General features: G+C 71.6%; 21 protein-coding genes and 1 pseudogene. 9 read left to right on the forward strand and 13 right to left on the reverse strand.

Annotation, left to right across the window (positions count from 1 at the left end):
* Positions 1-56: 56 nt before the first annotated feature.
* From OG758_RS19695 to OG758_RS19715, 5 genes are all read right to left on the reverse strand, one after another.
* Entirely contained in the window at positions 57-365 is a 309-nt protein-coding gene (locus tag OG758_RS19695; RefSeq protein WP_326711223.1) for a hypothetical protein, read from the reverse strand.
* Positions 366-510: 145 nt separating this feature from the next.
* A complete protein-coding gene (locus tag OG758_RS19700) occupies positions 511-849 on the reverse strand; it encodes a DUF952 domain-containing protein (protein WP_326711224.1) in 339 nt (112 codons plus the stop codon).
* A gap of 62 nt (positions 850-911) precedes the next feature.
* Positions 912-2,138 (reverse strand): RNA polymerase sigma factor, encoded by a 1,227-nt coding sequence (locus OG758_RS19705; RefSeq protein WP_326711225.1) that lies wholly within the window; start codon positions 2,136-2,138, stop codon positions 912-914.
* Positions 2,132-2,548 (reverse strand): YciI family protein, encoded by a 417-nt coding sequence (locus OG758_RS19710; RefSeq protein ID WP_326711226.1) that lies wholly within the window; start codon positions 2,546-2,548, stop codon positions 2,132-2,134. Before OG758_RS19710 ends, OG758_RS19705 begins: the two co-directional genes overlap by 7 nt.
* A 101-nt stretch (positions 2,549-2,649) precedes the next feature.
* On the reverse strand, positions 2,650-3,249 hold the full coding sequence (locus OG758_RS19715; RefSeq protein WP_326711227.1) for a dihydrofolate reductase family protein: 600 nt from the start codon (positions 3,247-3,249) through the stop codon (positions 2,650-2,652).
* A gap of 173 nt (positions 3,250-3,422) precedes the next feature.
* Between OG758_RS19715 and OG758_RS19720 the strand changes: the two genes are divergently transcribed.
* Positions 3,423-4,010 (forward strand): TetR/AcrR family transcriptional regulator, encoded by a 588-nt coding sequence (locus OG758_RS19720; RefSeq protein ID WP_326711228.1) that lies wholly within the window; start codon positions 3,423-3,425, stop codon positions 4,008-4,010.
* Positions 4,011-4,038: 28 nt separating this feature from the next.
* On the opposite strand, the gene OG758_RS19725 is transcribed toward OG758_RS19720, so the two are convergent.
* From OG758_RS19725 to OG758_RS19735, 3 genes are all read right to left on the reverse strand, one after another.
* A complete protein-coding gene (locus tag OG758_RS19725; protein ID WP_326711229.1) occupies positions 4,039-4,653 on the reverse strand; it encodes a GNAT family N-acetyltransferase in 615 nt (204 codons plus the stop codon).
* Positions 4,654-4,836: 183 nt separating this feature from the next.
* Positions 4,837-5,880 (reverse strand): family 2 encapsulin nanocompartment cargo protein polyprenyl transferase, encoded by a 1,044-nt coding sequence (locus OG758_RS19730; protein WP_326711230.1) that lies wholly within the window; start codon positions 5,878-5,880, stop codon positions 4,837-4,839.
* A gap of 71 nt (positions 5,881-5,951) precedes the next feature.
* Positions 5,952-7,358 carry a family 2B encapsulin nanocompartment shell protein gene (locus OG758_RS19735; protein WP_326711231.1) on the reverse strand — a complete coding sequence of 469 codons (1,407 nt, stop codon included), beginning with the start codon at positions 7,356-7,358 and terminating at the stop codon, positions 5,952-5,954.
* Positions 7,359-7,569: 211 nt separating this feature from the next.
* Between OG758_RS19735 and OG758_RS19740 the strand changes: the two genes are divergently transcribed.
* From OG758_RS19740 to OG758_RS19750, 3 genes are all read left to right on the forward strand, one after another.
* Positions 7,570-7,803 (forward strand): hypothetical protein, encoded by a 234-nt coding sequence (locus OG758_RS19740; protein ID WP_326711232.1) that lies wholly within the window; start codon positions 7,570-7,572, stop codon positions 7,801-7,803.
* 202 nt (positions 7,804-8,005) lie between these two features.
* Complete coding sequence (locus OG758_RS19745) at positions 8,006-8,596, forward strand: N-acetylmuramoyl-L-alanine amidase (protein WP_326711233.1); 591 nt, start codon at positions 8,006-8,008, stop codon at positions 8,594-8,596.
* Positions 8,597-8,644: 48 nt separating this feature from the next.
* Positions 8,645-9,571: a 1-aminocyclopropane-1-carboxylate deaminase/D-cysteine desulfhydrase gene (locus OG758_RS19750; RefSeq protein ID WP_326711234.1), complete on the forward strand. Its 927-nt coding sequence runs from the start codon at positions 8,645-8,647 to the stop codon at positions 9,569-9,571.
* Positions 9,572-9,578: 7 nt separating this feature from the next.
* Here OG758_RS19750 and OG758_RS19755 read toward each other — a convergent pair whose 3' ends face one another.
* Positions 9,579-11,177: a Na+/H+ antiporter gene (locus OG758_RS19755; protein WP_326711235.1), complete on the reverse strand. Its 1,599-nt coding sequence runs from the start codon at positions 11,175-11,177 to the stop codon at positions 9,579-9,581.
* A gap of 53 nt (positions 11,178-11,230) precedes the next feature.
* On the opposite strand from OG758_RS19755, the gene OG758_RS19760 reads away from it, so the two are divergent.
* The 3 genes from OG758_RS19760 to OG758_RS19770 all read left to right on the forward strand — a co-directional run bounded on the left by OG758_RS19760 (position 11,231) and on the right by OG758_RS19770 (position 13,204).
* Complete coding sequence (locus tag OG758_RS19760; protein ID WP_326711236.1) at positions 11,231-11,491, forward strand: UBP-type zinc finger domain-containing protein; 261 nt, start codon at positions 11,231-11,233, stop codon at positions 11,489-11,491.
* A gap of 256 nt (positions 11,492-11,747) precedes the next feature.
* Positions 11,748-12,161, forward strand: a complete 414-nt coding sequence (locus tag OG758_RS19765) for an anti-sigma regulatory factor (protein WP_100595936.1) — start codon at positions 11,748-11,750, stop codon at positions 12,159-12,161.
* Complete coding sequence (locus OG758_RS19770; RefSeq protein WP_326711237.1) at positions 12,158-13,204, forward strand: RNA polymerase sigma factor SigF; 1,047 nt, start codon at positions 12,158-12,160, stop codon at positions 13,202-13,204. The genes OG758_RS19765 and OG758_RS19770 overlap by 4 nt, the downstream gene beginning before the upstream one ends.
* A gap of 21 nt (positions 13,205-13,225) precedes the next feature.
* Here the strand turns inward: OG758_RS19770 and OG758_RS19775 are convergent, their stop codons facing one another.
* Complete coding sequence (locus tag OG758_RS19775) at positions 13,226-13,693, reverse strand: hypothetical protein (protein ID WP_326711238.1); 468 nt, start codon at positions 13,691-13,693, stop codon at positions 13,226-13,228.
* Between the two features lie 126 nt (positions 13,694-13,819).
* Between OG758_RS19775 and OG758_RS19780 the strand changes: the two genes are divergently transcribed.
* The gene (locus OG758_RS19780; RefSeq protein ID WP_326711239.1) at positions 13,820-14,788 is read left to right on the forward strand and encodes a diacylglycerol/lipid kinase family protein; all 969 of its coding nucleotides are present in this window, start codon (positions 13,820-13,822) and stop codon (positions 14,786-14,788) included.
* 319 nt (positions 14,789-15,107) lie between these two features.
* Positions 15,108-15,365 (forward strand): WhiB family transcriptional regulator, encoded by a 258-nt coding sequence (locus tag OG758_RS19785; RefSeq protein ID WP_016639615.1) that lies wholly within the window; start codon positions 15,108-15,110, stop codon positions 15,363-15,365.
* 234 nt (positions 15,366-15,599) lie between these two features.
* On the opposite strand, the gene OG758_RS19790 is transcribed toward OG758_RS19785, so the two are convergent.
* The 3 genes and pseudogenes from OG758_RS19790 to OG758_RS19800 all read right to left on the reverse strand — a co-directional run bounded on the left by OG758_RS19790 (position 15,600) and on the right by OG758_RS19800 (position 19,086).
* The gene (locus OG758_RS19790; protein ID WP_326715965.1) at positions 15,600-17,066 is read right to left on the reverse strand and encodes a sensor histidine kinase; all 1,467 of its coding nucleotides are present in this window, start codon (positions 17,064-17,066) and stop codon (positions 15,600-15,602) included.
* Between the two features lie 254 nt (positions 17,067-17,320).
* Positions 17,321-17,960: pseudogene (locus OG758_RS19795) on the reverse strand (TetR/AcrR family transcriptional regulator).
* Between the two features lie 55 nt (positions 17,961-18,015).
* Entirely contained in the window at positions 18,016-19,086 is a 1,071-nt protein-coding gene (locus OG758_RS19800) for an SIS domain-containing protein (RefSeq protein ID WP_326711240.1), read from the reverse strand.
* Positions 19,087-19,202 lie beyond the last annotated feature (116 nt).

Consider the following 19,202-nt stretch of genomic DNA (forward strand, 5'->3'; position numbering starts at 1 on the left):
CGTTAAGGCATCCCAAACGTAGCAGGGTGAGGACGCTTAAGGGAACCGCAGTGCCATTACATGGCCGTGAGCACCTCGCGCATGTCGTCCCGCACCGTCTCCTGGCCACGCCGCGCCGACTCGCACACGGACCCGCTGCGCGGGCTCTTCGGGTCGCGCGGGAGGCCGGCGAAGCCGAAGTCGCGCATGCACCGCTGGGCGAGGAGGGTCCGGGCGCGCTTGAACGTGCTGTACGCCTCGCCGTCCTCGGCGGTGAACTGGCAGTCGTGCAGAGGCAGTTCGGGCCCACCCTTCGCCTCGCGGACGATCGGGACACCGTCCGCCGTCCGGTGCCCGCCGGACGGCGCACCGTCGCACCGTCGCACCGTCGCACCCCGCCAGCAGGACCACCGCCGCCGCGTTCCCCGGGACCGCCCCCTCGCCGTACGCGCGCCGCCCCCTCCCAGTCCGGGAGCGAGCCGCCCCCCGGATCCGAACGCCCGTCCGACTAGCGGGCGGACCGTGAGGACCTCAGCAGACCCGCCCGCCGCCCCAGTGCCGTACCTCGGTGACGGCCGCGACCGGCAACGGCCCGTAGATGTGAGGGAATTCGTCGGCACCCGGCTCCGGCGCCTCGAACCTGACCGGCACGGGCACCCGCTCGCTGTCGATGACCAGCACCACCAGTTCGTCGGGCCCGTCGTACGCGCCGTACAGGAAGTCGGCGACCTTCTGGAGCTGATGCGCCAGAGAGCAGTGGATGAAGCCCTCCTCGGCGAGGGTCTTGCCGCGCGTGGACATCTCGTAGGCGCCGGACGCGCGGGCCGCGTCCCACAGGGAGCGCTCGGTGATGTGCAGGAGTTCGGTCATGCGCACCAACCTACGGGCTGATCGCCGGGGCGGGTACAGCCCACCGGCCGACGCGGCCCGCCTCAGCCGAGCCGGGCCGCACGCAGCTGGAGGTAGCGCTGCTCCGGGCGGCTGAGCGTGCCGCCCGCCGCCTCCTGATAGGCCGCCCGCGCGGCGTCGCGGTCCCCGGCCAGCTCCAGGAGGTGGCCCCGCACGGCGGCGAGCCGGTGGTGCCCGCCGAGGGCGGCCGTCAGCTTGTCCGTCTCCGTCAGGCCCGCCTCGGGGCCGTGCACCATGGCGACGGCGACGGCCCGGCCGAGCGCGGCCATCGCCTCCCCCTCGGGCACGACCCGCACGAGCAGGTCGTAGAGGGCGAGGATCTGCGGCCAGTCGGTGTCCTCGGCGCTCGCCGCCTCGTCGTGCAACGCGGCGATGGCCGCCTGGAGTTGATACGGGCCGACCGGTCCGCGCGGGAGGGCGAGGGCGACCAGTGCGACGCCTTCGTCGATCTCGGCGCGGTCCCACAGGGTGCGGTCCTGTTCGTCGAGGCGGACCAGTTCGCCCGCCGCGTCGGTGCGGGCGGCGCGGCGCGCGTCGGTCAGCAGCATGAGGGCGAGCAGCCCCGCGACCTCGCTGTCGCCGGGCAGCAGCGCCCGCACGGCCCGGGTCAGCCGGATCGCCTCGCGGGCCAGGTCGGCGCGCTGCAACTGGGGCCCGGACGTGGCCGTATACCCCTCGTTGAAGATCAGGTAGAGGATCTGGAGCACGGCGGGCAGCCGCTCGCGCCAGTCCTCGGGCCGGCGGAACCGCACGCCTCGTACACGCTGCTTGGCGCGGCTGATGCGCTGCGCCATCGTCGGCTCGGGGACCAGGTGGGCGCGGGCGATCTCGGCGGTCGTGAGGCCGCCTACGGCACGCAGGGTGAGGGCGACCTGGGCGGCGGGGGTCAGCTCCGGGTGGCAGCAGAGGTAGAGCAGGGTGAGGGTGTCGTCCTCACAGGGGGCGCGGCTCTCCCCGGGCGGCGGGGCCGTGAACGCGTCGCGCGGGGTGAGCGCTGCGTCCGCCTCCTCGCGCCTGCGCCGCGCGTCGTCACTGCGCAGAGCGTCGACGAGGCGGCGCGACGCGACCTTGATGAGCCAGCCGCGCGGGTTGTCGGGCACCCCGGCGTCGGGCCACTGGCGTGCGGCGGCGAGCAGCGCCTCCTGCACGGCGTCCTCGGCGGCGTCGAAGTGTCCGTGGCGGCGGACCAGCGCGCCGAGGACCTGCGGCGCGTGGCGGCGCAGCAGGTCCTCGGTCGACGCGGTCAGCAAAGGTCGCCACCGCTGTCCAGGATGGGGCGGATCACGACGGGGCGGGCGGGTGCGCCCGCGGGGGCCGGGCACTCGGCCACACGCTTGGCGATCTCGGTGACCCGGTCGAGGTTCTCGCACTCGAGGATCCAGAAACCGGCGAGCAGCTCCTTCGTCTCCCCGTAGGGGCCGTCACTGATGACGGGCCGCCCCTCCGCGTCCGGCGTGACGAACCGGGTCTTCGCGGGCTCCGCCAGACCTTCGCCAGCGAGCATCTCGCCGGTCTCGGCAAGGTCGTCGTTGATCTTCTGCATGTGGGCGAACATCGTCTGGATGTCCTTCTCGCCCCAGGCCGGATTGCCCTCGGACGCCTTGCCCGCCATCGCCTCGTAGTCGAGCTGGGTGCCCGTCACCATCATCAGGTACTTCATCGCTCTGCGCTCCTTCGGCCAAGCCGCCCGCCGGGCGCGGGCGGCTTCACTGGAGACGTCGGAGCGGCAGCAGCGTTCTCGACACCGCCCGGAGAAAAATTCTAGCCGGGGAGCCCCTGCCTCTTCCTGCTGTACGTCCGCACGATCACGCCGTTGCCGAACGTCCGGTTCTCCTCCAGGGCGAACTCGCCGATCGCGAAGCCGGAGCCGAACATCGGCAGGCCCGAGCCGAACACCAGCGGGTATGTCTTGATCACCAGCTCGTCCACCTCGTCGGCGAGCACACCGGCGAGCGTCGCGCCGCCGCACAGCCAGATGCCGAACTCACTTTCCTCCGCCTTCAGTTCGCGGACCTTGCCGACGACGTCATCGGCGACGATCTCCACGTTCGGGTCGGGGGACTTCTCGATCGAGCGCGCCGCGACGTACTCGCGCAGGTGCCCGTACGGGCTGGTCAGACCGGCGTCGAGGCCGACCTGGTAGCTGGCCCGGCCCTGGATGACGGTGTCGAACCGCTTGTTGGCCAGGTGCTCCAGGCCGAGGATCCGCCGGCCCTCCGCCGAGACGGTCTCGGGGTACTCGGTCGTGAGGAACCCGAGGAACTCCTCGTCCACGAAGGGCATGAAGGCGTTCGCGTCTCCGTCGGGACCGCCGATGAAACCGTCGATCGACACGGCGACGAAGTACGTGAGCTTGCGCAAGTGGGTCTCTTTCCGCAGGTGACAGGGGCGTTCGGGTGGGCCGTCGCACGGGCTTCCCGCCGTGGCTCCGCTCGAACAACTGCAGTTATAGTGCTTCACCTGTAGTGGTTGCAACGGGATTCGGGAATCCGGTTCGGTGGGTTGCCGGATCTCCGGTCAGAAGGAGCGCACAGATGGCACGGAACGCGGAGCGCAGGGTGGCCCTGGTCGATGCCGCGGTGGAGGTGCTCGCGGCCGAGGGCGCGCGCGGCCTGACCTTCCGCGCGGTGGACGCGGCGGCGGCCGTCCCCACGGGCACGTCGTCGAACTACTTCTCCAGCCGGGACGACCTGCTGCACCAGATCGACGCATGGCTGCACGAGCGGCTGGCCCCGGACCCGGCGGTGGTCGCGGAACTCCTGCAGCGACCGCGGGACCGCGAGCTGGTCGCCGCGTTCATGCACGATCTGCTGGGCCGCGCCCAGCGCGACCGCACCGGCTATCTGGCCATGATGGAGATGCGCCTCGAGGCCGGGCGCAGGCCCGAACTGCGGGCGTCCCTCATGAAGTCGCTCCGCGGCGACCTGGACTTCGGGATCTCGTTCCACACCGAGTCCGGGCTCCCCGGCGGCGCGGAGACGGTGACCGTGCTCTACCTCGCCACGCTGGGGCTCATCCTGGAACACCTGACGATGCCGGGGATGCTGGACGGCGCCGTGCCCGGCGTGAGCGTCCCCGAAGGGCTCATGGACCGGATCGTCCGCACGATCGTGCCGCAGTAGCAGCCGCCCGCACCCTGACGGCCGGGGCTCAGCTCACCTGCGGGTCGCGCCACATGGGCCACATCGTCGGCCCGTCCGGCAGCGCGATCCCGCTGCCGGTGCACGCGAAGCCGAGCCGCTCGTACAGCACACGGCTACGGTCGCTGCTCGCCTCCAGATACGACGCCACGCCCTCGCGGTCGCAGCGGTCGAGGACGGGCTCCATCAGCGCGGTGCCGAGGCCCCGGCCCTGCCGCGCCGGGTCCACGGCGATCATCCACAGGTACTCGTGCGCGCCGCGGTCGCGCGGGTGGGCCCCTGAGGTCAACCGGCCGATCTCCTCGACCCGTTCGTTGTCGGGGTCCACGGCGGCGCGCAGCTGCGCAGGACCGTCGTCGCCCTCGTCCGCGCCGCCCGTCCCGCGCGGCCCGGCGGGCACCGACAGCCAGAGCGCGGCCGCGGCGCCGTCCTCGGTGATGTCGACATATCCCTCGCTCAGCGAGATGTCGATGAAGGCCGCCATGAGTCCGGCGTGCCTGCGGCGCCGGTGCTCCAGGCCGGGGAAGACCCAGCCGCTCACCGGGTCGTCCATGAACGCCTCGTCGAGCAGCCGCACAAGGTCCGCCCGATCGCCCTCCGTGGCCCTCCGGATCGCCACGCCCATGGCCCCGCCCCCTCACGTCGCGGCCCGCCTCAACGGGCCGTGTCCCTGCGCCGGTCGGCCGCCACGCGCCGGCCCGCTGCAGCCTAGGCGATCGGTTCCGCACGCGCGTACGGGCCCCGCGCTCCTCCCGGAGTGCGGGGCCCGCCGCCAGTTCAACTCCCTTCCCCTGCTGGTGGATTCCCCCTAGTGGCTACGCCGCGTCACGAACTCCGCCAGCGACAGCAGTCCGTCCGCGGCCTCCGGTGCCGGGACCGCCCTGGACAGCTGGTGCACCGCCCGGGACATCCGGTCCGCCGCGTGCAGCTGCGCCCAGTCGCGCCCCCCGGCGCGCTCGACGACCACTGCCATGGCCTCCAGCTCCCCCTCCTTCGGCGGGCCGTCCTCCGGGCCCACCACCCCGTAGAGCGCGGCCAGTTCACCGGCTTCGGGCGTGCCCGAGGCCAGCGCCGCCACCACCGGCAGTGACTTCTTGCGCACCGCGAGATCGGCGCCCGCCGCCTTGCCCGTACGGGCCGGATCCCCCCAGATCCCCATGACGTCGTCGATCAGCTGGAACGCGAGCCCGGCCTGTCTGCCGAACCCGTCGAGGGCCGCGACCTCCTCCTCTCCGGCCCCCGCGTACAGCCCCCCGACCGCGCAGGCGCAGCCGAGCAGCGCGCCCGTCTTCGCCTCCGCCATGACGAGGCACTCGTCCAGCGTGACCTGGTCCGGTTCGCGCCTCTCCAGGGCGACATCGGCGACCTGGCCCTCGCACAGCTCCATCACACAGGCCGCGATCCGGGCCGCCGCCGGCCGGGCCGCCGGGTGCGGGTCCTCGGCGAGCAGCCGCTGCGCGAGCGCCTGGAGCGCGTCGCCCGCCAGGATCGCGCCGGCGTCCCCGAAGACGGTCCACGCGGTCGGCCGGTGCCTGCGCGTGGTGTCCCGGTCCATGACGTCGTCGTGCAGGAGCGTGAAGTTGTGGACGAGTTCCACGGCCGCCGCCGCCCGTACCGCGAGCTCCGGAGCGCCCCCCAGCGCCCGTACCGCGGCGAGGACGAGCGCCGGCCTGATGGCCTTGCCCGCGTGCTCCGCGGCCGCGGCGCCGTCCGCCTGCTCCCATCCGAAGTGGTAGCGAGCGATGCGGCGCAGCGACGTGGGCAGGGTTTCCACGGCCCTGCGCAGCTCCGGGTCGACCTGCGCCCTGGCCTGCGCCAGGATCACCGCCGCTTCCTGACCGTCCGCGGCCACCTCTGCGTCCCGTCCGCCCGGTCTCCCTTGCTGCTGCGGCGCTAGGGACTGCTTCGTCTGCGTCCTGAGCTTCAACGCCACCTGCCGATCTCGACGTTCTCCAGGACACCGAGCGCGTCCGGCACGAGCACCGCCGCCGAGTAGTACGTCGTCACCAGGTACGAGATGATCGCCTGCTCGCTGATGCCCATGAACCGCACCGACAGGCTCGGCTCGATCTCGTCCGGGATGCCCGCCTGCTGGAGGCCGATGACGCCCTGCTCCTCCTCGCCGGTACGCATGCAGATGATCGACGTCGTGCGCGCGTCGGACACGGGGATCTTGTTGCTCGGGAAGATCGGCACCCCGCGCCAGGTCGGGATGCGGTTGCCCCCCACTTCGACGGACTCCGGGACGAGCCCCCGCTTGTTGCACTCGCGCCCGAACGCGGCGATGGCGCGCGGGTGGGCGAGGAACAGCTTCGAGCCCCGGCGCCGGCTGAGCAGCTCGTCCATGTCGTCCGGGCCGGGCACGCCGTCGTGCGGCTGGAGCCGCTGCTCGTACTCGCAGTTGTTGAGCAGGCCGAACTCCCGGTTGTTGATGAGCTCGTGCTCCTGGCGCTCCTTCAACGCCTCGACGGTGAGCCGGAGCTGATGCTCCGTCTGGTTCATCGGCTGGTTGTACAGATCCGCCACGCGTGAGTGGATGCGCAGGACGGTCTGGGCGACGCTCAGCTCGTACTCGCGGGGCGCCGCGTCGTAGTCGACGTACGTACCCGGAAGCACCGCCTCGCCGACGTGGCCGGCGGAGACGTCGATCTGCTTCTCGCCGAACCTGTTCGCCCGTTGCTCCGGGATGGACCGCAGCGCTCCCAGGTGCCCGGCGAGGCTCTCGGAGCGCTCCGCGACCTGCTCCAGGTCCTGGCGGGGCAGCGCGAGCACGGTGCACGCGGTCACGGCGCGCGCCGTGTACTCCCAGATGGCCTCCGGGTCGAGCAGCGCCTGCTCGCCGAAGTACGCCCCGTCGGCCAGGATCCCGAGGACCGCGTCGTCCCCGTAGGGGCCGGTGCCGATCTTCTCGACCCTGCCGTGGGCGAGCAGGAACACCTCGTCCGCGGGGCTGCCGAACGAGGCGAGCAGTTCACCCGGCGCGTACTCCCGCTGCCGGCACCGCACGGCGAGCTCCCCGAGCACCTCCTGGTCCCCGTAGTCCCGCAGCACCGGCAGCTCGCCGAGCTCCGCGGGGATGACCCGCACCTGGTCGCCGGTCTTCACGAACGTCACGCGTCCGTCGCCGACCGAGTAGCTGAGCCGCCGGTTCACCCGGTACGTGCCGCCCTGCACGTTCACCCAGGGCAGCATCCGCAGCAGCCACCGGGAGCTGATCTCCTGCATCTGTGGAGCGGACTTGGTGGTGGTGGCCAGATTCCGCGCGGCGGATGTGCCGAGACTCTGCTGCGGCCCGGCCTGCTCCGTGCGGACTTCTTCGCCTACCGACATGGGCTATGCCTCCCGATCAAGAACTGACCTGCGGCGACAAGACTTCCAGCACGCATTGTGGCCGCGCCATTACACAAACGAGCGGGGTTGGGTGAGAGTGGACGGGGCACGATGCCCGTTTTTCCGGGTAGGGAACTTTCCGACGGCGGAACTTCAAGATCCCGGTGGGCGTTCAACCGATACACCGAGGCACCGATGACGGGAGACAGCAATGACAGGCTTCCTGGACCGCGCCAAGGAGCAGGCGCAGCGAGGGCTCACGCAGGGCAAGCAGAAGCTCGACGAGGTGCAGGCGCAGCGGGCGGGCGGCGACCTCCTGAAGAGGCTGGGCGCCGCTTACTACGCGGAGCGGAAGGGCACCGGCACCCCCGAGGCGACCCACGCCGCGCTCGGAGCCCTGGAGCACCACGTCGCGGAACACGGGGACGGCTTCCTGCGGAGCTGAGGCCGCCGCACCGCCTCCCACCCGACCTCACACAGGCACGTACGCCTGCCCGCCTGCACGCCTCCCCGACCGGAACAGCCCGCGATGACCGGAACGGCTCGCACGCGATGCGAACAAGTAGTTCCGGTGGGCCGGTTCGGGTACAAGCGGCGTACGAGACGGACGCGCCCCGCTTCCGTCGCACCCCGCGAAGGAGGCGGCCATGGCCCCACCCATGTCCGCGAGCAGCTTCCTGGAGGCCCTCAGGCATGAAGGCCTGACGGTGGTCGAGGTAGGCGACTGGAGACACCACAACCGCAACCACAAGGGCCCCTGGGGCCCGGTGAACGGCGTGATGATCCACCACACCGTGACGTCGGGCAGCAAGCAGACCGTCGACCTCTGCCGGAAGGGGCGCGCGGACCTGCCGGGGCCGCTGTGCCACGGCGTCATCACGAAGGACGGCCACGTCCACCTCGTCGGCTACGGCCGGGCCAACCACGCGGGTCTCGGCGACGACGACGTGCTGCGGGCGGTCATCGCCGAGAAGGCGCTGCCCCACGACAACGAGGCGAACACGGACGGCAACCGCCACTTCTACGGCTTCGAGTGCGAGAACCTCGGCGACGGCGAGGACCCCTGGCCCGCCGCGCAGCTGGAGGCCATCGAGAGGGCGGCGGCCGCGGTGTGCCGCCATCACGGCTGGACGGAGCGCTCGGTGATCGGCCACCTGGAGTGGCAGCCGGGCAAGGTCGACCCGCGCGGCTTCACGATGGCCTCGATGCGGGGGCGCATCCGCGACCGGCTCAAGTAGCCGCCCTCCGGCACGCGGCCCGCGCCCTCCCGCTTGCACAATGAGCAGGTGACCCCGCACCTCCCGCGCCCGCCCCTGCACCCCCGGCTTCCCTCGCCGGTGGAGCCGGTCGCCGACGACCGGTTCCACCGTCACGGGGTGCGGCTCCTGCTCAAGCGAGACGACCTCATCCACCCCGACCTGCCCGGCAACAAGTGGCGCAAGCTGGCCCCGAACCTGGCAGCGGCGACCGCCGGGGGCCACGGCACACTGCTCACGTTCGGCGGTGCCTACTCCAACCACCTGCGCGCCACGGCCGCCGCGGGCCGCCTCCTGGGACTGCGGACCATCGGCGTCGTCCGGGGCCAGGAGCTCGCGGGCCAGCCCCTGAACATCTCTCTCGCGCGCTGCGCGGACGACGGCATGCGCCTGCACTTCGTCGACCGGACGACGTACCGGGAGAAGCGGGATCCGGCCACGCTCGCGCGCATCCTGCGCGAGGTGGCGCCGCGCGACGGTGACGGGGGCACGCCCTACGTCGTCCCCGAGGGCGGCAGCAACGCCGAGGCCGTCCGCGGCTGCGCGGAGCTCGGGCGGGAACTGCAGGAGGCCGCCGGCGTGGTGGGCGTCGCCTGCGGCACGGGCGGCACGCTCGCCGGACTCGCCGCCGGGCTCGGCGAGGGGCAGCGAGCGCTCGGCATACCCGTCCTGAGGGGCGGCTTCCTCGGCGACGAGATACGCACCCTCCAGGAGGCGGCGTTCGGCGGCCCGCGGGGCGACTGGTCCCTGGACGAGCGCTTCCACTGCGGCGGCTACGGCCGCACCACCCCCGCCCTCCTCGCCTTCGCCGAGGACTTCGAGCAGCGTCACGGCCTGCCGGTCGAGCGCCTCTATGTGGCCAAGCTCCTGTACGCGCTGCTCACCCTCACCGAGGAGGGCGCGTTCGCGCCGGGCACCCGGCTCATGGCCGTCGTCACGGGAACGCCCTCTCCGTAGCGGCCGGTCAGTCGCCGACCTCCCGGTAGGCCGCCGCCTCCTCCAGGTCGAGCTTGCGCAGCAGCGTGCGCATCATCTCGTCGTCGATCCGCCGCTCGTCCCGCATCCGTACGAAGACCTCTCGCTCGGCCGCGATGGCCTCCCGAGTGAGCCTGCGATAGGTGTCGTCGGCGGACTCCCCCGTCACCGGGTTGGCTTGGCCGAGCCGCTCCCACACAGAGTTGCGGCGGCGCTCCAGGACGGTCCGCAGCCGGTCCTCCAGAGGCCCGGGAAGACAGTTGCGCTCGTCCTCCATCAGCTCGTTCACGCGCTCCTCGGCGGCCTGGGATGCGGCGTTCTGCGCCTGCGCCTCGGCGAGCGTCTCGGCCTGCGTGTCGCGTCCCGGCAGCTTCAGGATCCTGATCAGCCAGGGCAGCGAGAGCCCCTGCACGACGAGGGTTCCGATCACAGTCGTGAACGTCAGGAACAGGACCAGGTTGCGAGCGGGGAAAGGGCTCCCGTCGTCGACGAACAGCGGGATCGAGAAGGCGATCGCGAGCGACACGACTCCGCGCATCCCGGCCCAGCTCACCACGAGCGGCCGCCGCCAGTCGGTGTCCCGTTCCCGCTCCCTGGTCCGCGCCGAGAGCCACCAGGGCACATAGGTCGCCGGATACGACCACACGAAGCGCATCACCACGACGAGCACGAAGACCGCGACGGCGTACGCGAGGGCCTCTCCGACGCTGTACTCGCCGAGGTCCTTGAGGACGAAGGGCAGCTGGAGTCCGATGAGCGCGAAGACCGCCGACTCCAGGATGAAGGCGACCACCTTCCACACGGCGGCCTCCTGGAGCCGTGTCTCGAAGTCGACCTGCCAGGAGCGGTGCCCCAGGTAGAGGGCGACCGTGACCACGGCGAGCACTCCGGAGGCGCCGACCTGCTCGGCGGCCGCGTAGGCGACGAACGGGATGAGCAGGGAGAGCGTGTTCTGGAGGATCGCCTCCTTCAGGTGCGTCCGCAGCCAGTGCAGCGGCACCATCAGGACGAGCCCGACGCCGACGCCGCCGACCGACGCCACCAGGAACTCCCTGATCCCGCCCGCCCAGCTCGCGCCCTCCCCGACCGCGGCGGCCAGCGCCACCTTGTAGGCGGTGATCGCGGTGGCGTCGTTCACCAGGGACTCGCCCTGAAGGATCGTCGTGATCCGCGCGGGCAGCCCCACCTTGCGCGCGATGGCCGTCGCGGCGACCGCGTCCGGCGGGGCGATCACCGCGCCCAGGACCAGCGCGGCCGTCAGCGGCAGATCGGGGATCAGCTCGTACGCGAGCCAGCCGACGGCGACGGTCGCGAACAGCACGTACCCGACGGAGAGCAGCGCGACCGGCCTGACATTGGCCCGCAGGTCGAGGTACGAACTCTCCAGGGCCGCGGTGTGCAGCAGCGGCGGCAGGATGAGCGGAAGCACGATGTGCGGGTCGAGCGTGTACTGCGGCACCCCGGGCAGGTACGACGCCACGAGTCCGACCGCGACGAGCAGCAGCGGCGCGGGGACCGGGGTCCGGCGCGCGGCCCCCGCGACCGCCGCGCTCGCCGCGATCAGTGCCACCAGGGGCAATACATCCATCAGCCCGTCCCTCCGCCGTCCGCCACGCCGCCGCCCGTCGTAACCTGGCCATCATGAACGAGTGCCCGCACGTCGACGCGCTGCCTCACCCCGAACCCGCGCCCCTGAGCGACACCTGCCCGGAGTGCCTCGCGGCCGGCAGCCACCCGGTGCAGCTGCGGCTCTGTCTGGAATGTGGGCATGTGGGCTGCTGTGACTCCTCGCCCCTGAAGCACGCGACGCAGCACTTCAACGAGACGGGCCACGCGGTGATCCGGACGTTCGAGCCCGGCGAGAGCTGGCGCTGGTGCTTCGTGGACAGCCTGCTCGTCTGAGGACCGCGCCGGTTTGCGGTTCGACCGTGCGAGGCCTGGGTACGTCAACCCGGCGCCCGCTCTTTCCAATTGAGCCCGCACACCCTCTAGCCACTGTCCGTACTCATAGGCTTACTATGAGTGACACCAACGGGCCGGGGGTCCCCGGGACAGAAGACTTGGGCGCGCGGTAGCGTCACCGCTGAACACATAGCGCGTCACCCGGGGGACGTACCCTCCGGAGCCCGAAAGTGCTTGTACCACCATGGAGGTGAGGGTGTCCCAGATCGCAGGCGAGCCCGGGAATCAGGACTTCGTAGAAGTCCGGCTGCCGGCTGCGGGTGCCTACCTGTCGGTGCTGCGGACGGCCACGGCCGGCCTCGCGGCGCGTTTGGACTTCACCCTCGACGAGATCGAGGACCTCCGTATCGCGGTCGACGAGGCGTGCGCGATCCTGCTCCAGCAGGCCGTGCCCGGCTCGGTACTCAGCTGCGTCTTCCGGCTCGTCGACGACTCGCTGGAGGTGACGGTCTCGGCGCCCACCACCGACGGCCGCGCCCCGGAGCGCGACACCTTCGCCTGGACTGTGCTGTCGGCCCTCGCGGGCAAGGTGGACTCCACGGTCGCCGACGACAACACCGTCTCGATCAGCCTCTACAAACAGCGCGGCGCGGGTCCCGGGCCGGCGTGACGAACGGGGACGGGCCGGTGCGGGACGAGAAGCACGGCACACAGGACCTCCCGGCCGACGGCGGGGACGGGATGCGGCGGCTTGCCGACGGCATCCCCGAACAGCAGGCCCGGCCGCACCCGGAGGACCCCGCGGACCTCGAACGGCCGGGTCCGCCGGCGGTGGCCGATGCGTCGGGGCAGGCAGAGCCGGCCGGCGGGGAGAAGATCTCCGCAGGACCGGACGCGCGACGGGCGGGATGGATGAGCGAGCACGAGCGACACGGTGACCAGCAGCGCACCCACGATCCGCGGGACCGCAGCGGCGCACGGCTGATGTTCATCGAGCTGCGCACCCTGAAGGACGGCAGCCCTGAGTACGCGGACCTGCGCAATCAGCTGGTCCGTATGCATCTGCCGCTCGTCGAGCACCTGGCCCGCCGTTTCCGCAACCGCGGCGAGCCGCTCGACGACCTGACCCAGGTCGCCACGATCGGCCTGATCAAGTCGGTGGACCGCTTCGACCCGGAGCGCGGCGTGGAGTTCTCCACGTACGCGACGCCGACGGTCGTCGGTGAGATCAAGCGCCACTTCCGCGACAAGGGCTGGGCGGTACGCGTCCCGCGGCGTCTTCAGGAACTGCGTCTCGCACTGACGACGGCGACGGCCGAGCTGTCCCAGCTGCACGGCCGCTCCCCCACGGTCCACGAGCTCGCCGAGAAGCTGGCGATCTCGGAGGAGGAGGTCCTGGAGGGCCTGGAGTCGGCCAACGCGTACTCCACGCTGTCCCTCGACGTCCCGGACACGGACGACGAGTCGCCTGCAGTGGCGGACACACTGGGATCCGAGGACGAGGCGCTGGAGGGCGTCGAGTACCGCGAGTCCCTCAAGCCGCTCCTGGAGGACCTGCCGCCGCGCGAGAAGCGGATCCTGCTGCTTCGCTTCTTCGGGAACATGACGCAGTCGCAGATCGCGCAGGAGGTCGGCATCTCCCAGATGCATGTCTCGCGCCTGCTGGCCCGCACCCTGGCCCAGCTGCGCGAGAAGCTCCTCGTCGAGGAGTGAGCCCCGAGGCGTACGGGCCGGCTACTTCTGGCCCGGTACGTCGCCCGCGGCGCCCGGAGTCGTGATGCCGAGCGCCCGGGTCGTGGCCGGGTTCACCAGGAGCACCAGCGCCGTCACCGCGACGACGGCGAGCGCGATCCCGCCCGGGATCATCACGCTGTCGGCCTGGAGCAGCGTGTAGGCGACCGGAAGCGCCATGATCTGCGTGATGATCGCGGGCCCCCGGCTCCAGCTGCGCCGCTTCAGCAGCCCGCGCGCCGCGATCAGCGGCAGCAGCGCGAGGACGGCGAGCGTGACACCGCCGGTCACGGCCTGCTCGGGGTCGTCGGGGTGACCTGCGAGGCCCATGACGAGCATGGAGACGCCGCCGACGAGCAGGGCGGCCCCCTCGAGACCGGCCAGCCCGGCGGCCGCGGTCAGCCGCCCGGGGCGCGGGCCGTCGTCGGTGGTCGCGGCGTCTTCGGGGCTGGGGTTCTGCTCTGAGGTCACCCAAGCAGGGTAGCCCTCGGCCCGTACCTCCCGGCCGCCCCGGGTGGGGCCCGCGGGACCCCCGTTTCTTACCCGACTCCTACCTCGGTCTGGGCCGAGTACCACCCGGTAGGTACCCTGCTTCGCATGCGTGCACTTCTTGTGGTCAATCCGGCGGCAACCACCACCAGTGCGCGCACGCGTGACGTACTGATCCACGCGCTCGCGAGCGAGATGAAACTCGAGGCGATCACCACGGAGTACCGCGGGCACGCCAGGGACCTCGGCCGGCAGGCCGCGGAGAGCAAGGACATCGAGCTGGTCGTGGCCCTCGGCGGCGACGGCACGGTCAACGAGGTCGTGAACGGCCTGCTGCACCACGGCCCCGACCCGGACCGCCTCCCCCGCCTCGCCGTCGTCCCCGGCGGCTCCACCAATGTCTTCGCCCGCGCCCTCGGCCTGCCGAACGACGCGGTGGAGGCGACGGGCGCCCTGCTCGACGCTCTGCGCGAGGGCCGGGAGCGCACGGTGGGTCTCGGCCGCGCGGGCGGCACGCCGGGCACGGCGGACGAGGCCGCCCCGTCCCGGTGGTTCACGTTCTGTGCCGGTCTCGGCTTCGACGGAGGCGTCATCGGCCGGGTCGAACAGCAACGCGAACGCGGAAAGCGATCGACACACGCGCTCTATTTGCGTCAGGTCGTACGCCAGTTCCTCGGCGAGCACGACCGCCGGCACGGCGCGATCACACTGGACCGGCCGGGTGAGGCCCCCGTCACCGATCTGGTCCTGTCCATAGTCTGCAATACCTCCCCATGGTCATATCTGGGGAACAGGCCGCTCTACGCGTCCCCTCAGGCGTCCTTCGACACCGGCCTTGACGTGCTGGGACTCAAGAAATTGTCCGCTCCTTCGGTGGCCCGTTACGGCACCCAGCTGCTCACCTCGTCACCCGTCCGGGGACCCCACGGGAAGAACGCCGTGACCCTGCACGACCTGACCGACTTCACCTTGCAATCGAAGGTCCCCCTGCCCCTCCAGATGGACGGTGACCACCTGGGGCTGCGAACGAGCGTGACGTTCACAGGCGTACGCCGTGCACTGCGTGTGATTGTGTGAGTGGAAGAGCCCAAAGTCCTTTATCTCGAACGTTTGGGCCAGGATCCACCCCATGGAAGTACGGCTGTGACCTAGCCGACACCGAGGAATCAAAAAAAACTTTCCTGAAGGGGTTGTATCCGCCGCCGAGGTTTGCGAATCTCTACATGGCGCTCGGGACGGCCCGCAACATCGGCCCCACAGAGAGCCCGAACCCCCTCCTCAACACACAGGACATCCGTCGCAGATGTGACGAAAGTCCCTTCCGTTGTCGAGGGATTCGTGAAAGCGTTCACATTCACAAGCAACCCGCACGTAATACCAAGGAGAGGTAGCAGCCATGGACTGGCGTCACAACGCCGTTTGCCGCGAGGAAGACCCCGAGCTCTTCTTCCCCATCGGCAACACCGGTCCTGCGCTGCTGCAGATCGAGGAAGCCAAGGCCGTCTGTCGCCGCTGCCCCGTCATGGAGCAGTGCCTGCAGTGGGCGCTCGAGTCCGGCCAGGACTCCGGCGTCTGGGGTGGCCTCAGCGAGGACGAGCGCCGCGCAATGAAGCGTCGCGCCGCCCGCAACCGTGCTCGCCAGGCCAGCGCCTGACGTCCACGCCCCCCACGAGCCTGAGCCCGGCGGCGCGTACAGCGAGTACGCAACTCCCGCCCCCGAGCCGCAGCGCGCAGTACCCCCGAAGCTCCACCCAGGCTCCGCCCGGGATGTAGACCCGGGCAACGCGAACAGTGAGCCCCGGACCCAACGGTCCGGGGCTCACTGGCGTTTGCGGCTGTGTCGGTTGCTGTGTCGGTCTGCCGACGCGGCGGCCCGGCGCCGGGCCGGCTACTTGTCGGTGGTCACCGGGATGTCGAGGACGACCCGCGTCCCGCGGCCGGGCGCCGGGATCATGTCGAACGATCCGCTCAACTCGCCCTCGACCAGGGTGCGTACGATCTGCAGGCCCAGGTTGCCGGCGCGCTTCGGGTCGAAGCCCTCGGGCAGGCCCATGCCGTCGTCGGTGACGGTGATCAGGAGGCGGGCGTCCTTGGTGGTGCCGCCGCGCACCGCGGAGACCTCGACCGTGCCGGTGTCGCCCTGACGGAATCCGTGTTCCAGGGCGTTCTGCAGGACCTCGGTGAGGACCATCGACAGCGGGGTGGCGACCTCGGCGTCCAGGATGCCGAAGCGGCCGGTGCGCCGGCCCGTGACCACGCCCGGTGAGATCTCCGCGACCATGGCGAGCACCCGGTCGGCGATCTCGTCGAACTCCACGCGCTCGTCAAGGTTCTGGGAGAGCGTCTCGTGGACGATGGCGATGGAGCCGACGCGGCGCACCGCTTCCTCCAGCGCCTCGCGGCCGCTGTCGGAGTCGATGCGGCGGGCCTGGAGGCGCAGCAGGGCGGCGACGGTCTGGAGGTTGTTCTTCACCCGGTGGTGGATCTCCCGGATGGTCGCGTCCTTGGTGATCAACTCCCGCTCGCGGCGGCGCAGTTCGGTGACGTCGCGCAGGAGGACGAGGGAACCGATGCGGGTGCCCTTGGGCTTGAGGGGGATCGCGCGGAGCTGGATCGACCCCTCCTCCCCCTCGATCTCGAACTCGCGCGGCGCCCAGCCGCTGGCCACCTTGGCGAGCGCCTCGTCCACCGGGCCGCGCGACGGGGCGAGTTCGGCCGTCGTCCGGCCGAGGTGGTGCCCGACCAGGTCGGCGGAGAATCCGAGCCGGTGGTACGCGGAGAGCGCGTTCGGCGACGCGTACTGGACGACGCCGTCCGCGTCGAGGCGGATGAGGCCGTCGCCGACGCGCGGGGAGGCGTCCATGTCGACCTGCTGGCCCGGGAACGGGAAGGACCCGGCCGCGATCATCTGGGCGAGGTCGGAGGCCGACTGGAGATAGGTCAGTTCGAGGCGGGAGGGGGTACGGACCGTGAGCAGGTTCGTGTTGCGGGCGATCACACCGAGGACGCGCCCTTCCCTGCGTACGGGGATGGACTCGACCCGTACCGGGACCTCCTCGCGCCACTCGGGGTCGCCCTCGCGGACGATGCGTCCCTCGTCGAGGGCGGCGTCCAGGAGGGGGCGGCGGCCGCGCGGGACGAGATGGCCGACCATGTCGTCCTGGTACGAGGTGGGGCCGGTGTTGGGCCGCATCTGCGCCACGGAGACGTAGCGGGTGCCGTCGAGCGTGGGAACCCACAGCACGAGGTCGGCGAAGGAGAGGTCGGAGAGCAGCTGCCACTCCGAGACCAGCAGATGCAGCCACTCGAGGTCGGAGTCGCCGAGGGCCGTGTGCTGGCGTACGAGGTCGTTCATGGAGGGCACGGAGCCGAGGGTACCTGGCGGGTTCGGCCCCGAAGACACCCGCGGGCCGCGGCGCCTGGGAGGGACCCTCAGCCCTCCCGGCACCGCAGCCCGGAGTTGCAACAGCCGTCGGGTGTGCGGTCCCGTCGGCCGTGTGAGGACCCGCCGCAGTCAGGGCAGAGAGCGCCGGCTCCTCGGTCCGTCCTCCTGTGCGGGGAGGGCGGAGGCTTTACCATCGCATTGTGGACTAGACCATTCTGTCATGTCTACGCGTTGGACGATGTTTGTTGTTGTCTCTTCGTATCCGCTTTCGCGGCCACGGGCCAGGCCGCCAGCGCCAGGCCGGCGAGTGACTCGAGATCGCTCCGGCTCGCGCCGTCGCGGGCGTGCTGGGACATCCCCTGGAAGACCGCCCCCGTACAGCGTGCCAGAGCCGCCGCGTCCGTGTCGGGTGGAAGCTCTCCTTCCGCGATACCCGCCCGGATTCGGGTCTCGAAAGCGGCGATATCCGCCTGCCGCCGGTCTCGCAGGGCGTCCTCGATCCCGGGTGTGGTGCAGTTGGCCGCCGCGTGGACGACCAGGCAGCCGTGCGGCAGGCCGGGGCGTGTGAACGCGGCCGCGGCCTCGTGGAGCGGCGGGCCAGCGCGGCCCGGGCCGTGGTCTCCTCGGCACAGGCGCGCTCCCCGAACGAGGCGTGCGCGGCGCGGTAGAACCTGACGACCTCGTCGAACAGCGTCTTCTTGTCGCCGAAGGCCGCGTAGAGGCTGGGGCGCCGATGTCCATGGCCCGGGTCAGGTCGGCGACCGTCGTCGCCTCGTAGCCGTGTTCCCAGAAGGCGCGCATCCCCTTCTCCAGGGTGGCGTCCCGGTCGAAGGAGCGGGGCCGTCCGCGCCGCTTGGTCGCCATCCGCGGATTCTGGCGGGCGCCGGAGAAGAGCGGGCGCCGGAGAGGGCGGTGGGAGTCAGTGCGTCTCCGTCACCTTCGCCAGCGCCCTCGGGGCGTCCGGGTCCTGGCCGCGGGCGATGGTGACCTCGTACGCGAGGAGCTGGAGCGGGATGATCTCCAGGACCGGCTGGACCTCCTCCGCAACGCCCTCGGTCGGCAGGACGAACCCGGCCGACGCCCGGTCCACCTGCGCCTCGGGGCCGATGACGACGAGGTCGGCGCCCCGGCCGCGCAGCCGGTCGAGCACGGGCTGGAGCATGCTGCCGCCCTTGCCGTCCGTGACGACGGCGATGACCGGTGAGATGTTGTCGACCATGGCGAGCGGACCGTGCAGCAGGTCGGCGCCCGAGTAGGACAGGGCCGGGATGTAGCTGGTCTCCATGAGTTTGAGGGCTGCCTCCTTGGCGGTCGGATAGCCGTAGCCGCGCGAGGTGATCACCATGCGGTTCGCGAAGCGGTAGCGGGAGGCGAGGGTGCGCACCTCGTCCTGGCGGTCCAGGAGCTGCTGGGCGAGGCCGGGCAGCACGTCGGCGGGCGAGCCGTCGCCGCCGCGCAGGCCCTCGACGAAGAGGTAGAGCGCGAGCAGGGACGCGGTGTACGTCTTCGTGGCCGGGAGCGCCTTCTCCGGGCCCGCCATGATGTCGATGTGGTGCTCGGAGACGGCGGCCAGCGGCGAGTCCGGGTTGTTGGTCACCGCCAAGGTGATCGCGCCGGCCGCTCGGGCCGCCTTCGTGGAGGCGACCAGGTCGGGCGAGCCGCCCGATTGACTGACGGTGACGGCCAGGACGTCGCGCAGGTCGGGCCGGGCGCCGTACGCCGTCGTGGTGGACATGGAGGCCAGGCCGCAGGGCATCCCGAGCTGGATCTCCAGCAGGTACTTCGCGTAGAGGGCGGCGTTGTCGGAGGTGCCGCGGGCGGTGAGCAGGACGAAGCGGGGCGCCTGTGCCGCGACCAGCCGGGCCACCTCGTGGATGCGGGGAGCGCCGGTGTCCAGGAGGCGGCGCAGCACCGCGGGCTGCTCGGCCATCTCGCGGGCCATGATCCGGCCCGGCTGCTCGCTCTTCGGGGCCGACGGGGTGGCGGTCATGCGGACTCCTCCGGAGGGGCGGTCGCGGGTGCGGCGGGCGGGGCCGGCCGGGCTCCTCCTGTGCACGCTCGGTTCCACTGTGGCGGCTGACGCGGGCGCGCGCCCGGCCGAGTCGG

The organism is Streptomyces sp. NBC_01474 (assembly GCF_035918215.1).
Lineage (GTDB): Bacteria > Actinomycetota > Actinomycetes > Streptomycetales > Streptomycetaceae > Streptomyces > Streptomyces aureus.

Excerpts from the sequence above, each read along its gene's own strand:
- OG758_RS19780 (WP_326711239.1), top strand. The coding sequence starts at position 13,820 with ATGCGTGCACTTCTTGTGGTCAATCCGGCGGCAACCACCACCAGTGCG.
- OG758_RS19760 (WP_326711236.1), top strand. The coding sequence starts at position 11,231 with ATGAACGAGTGCCCGCACGTCGACGCGCTGCCTCACCCCGAACCCGCG.
- OG758_RS19710 (WP_326711226.1), bottom strand. The coding sequence starts at position 2,548 with ATGAAGTACCTGATGATGGTGACGGGCACCCAGCTCGACTACGAGGCG.
- OG758_RS19735 (WP_326711231.1), bottom strand. The coding sequence starts at position 7,358 with ATGTCGGTAGGCGAAGAAGTCCGCACGGAGCAGGCCGGGCCGCAGCAG.
- OG758_RS19800 (WP_326711240.1), bottom strand. The coding sequence starts at position 19,086 with ATGACCGCCACCCCGTCGGCCCCGAAGAGCGAGCAGCCGGGCCGGATC.
- OG758_RS19785 (WP_016639615.1), top strand. The coding sequence starts at position 15,108 with ATGGACTGGCGTCACAACGCCGTTTGCCGCGAGGAAGACCCCGAGCTC.
- OG758_RS19720 (WP_326711228.1), top strand. The coding sequence starts at position 3,423 with ATGGCACGGAACGCGGAGCGCAGGGTGGCCCTGGTCGATGCCGCGGTG.
- OG758_RS19740 (WP_326711232.1), top strand. The coding sequence starts at position 7,570 with ATGACAGGCTTCCTGGACCGCGCCAAGGAGCAGGCGCAGCGAGGGCTC.
- OG758_RS19725 (WP_326711229.1), bottom strand. The coding sequence starts at position 4,653 with ATGGGCGTGGCGATCCGGAGGGCCACGGAGGGCGATCGGGCGGACCTT.
- OG758_RS19700 (WP_326711224.1), bottom strand. The coding sequence starts at position 849 with ATGACCGAACTCCTGCACATCACCGAGCGCTCCCTGTGGGACGCGGCC.
- OG758_RS19745 (WP_326711233.1), top strand. The coding sequence starts at position 8,006 with ATGGCCCCACCCATGTCCGCGAGCAGCTTCCTGGAGGCCCTCAGGCAT.
- OG758_RS19790 (WP_326715965.1), bottom strand. The coding sequence starts at position 17,066 with ATGAACGACCTCGTACGCCAGCACACGGCCCTCGGCGACTCCGACCTC.
- OG758_RS19755 (WP_326711235.1), bottom strand. The coding sequence starts at position 11,177 with ATGGATGTATTGCCCCTGGTGGCACTGATCGCGGCGAGCGCGGCGGTC.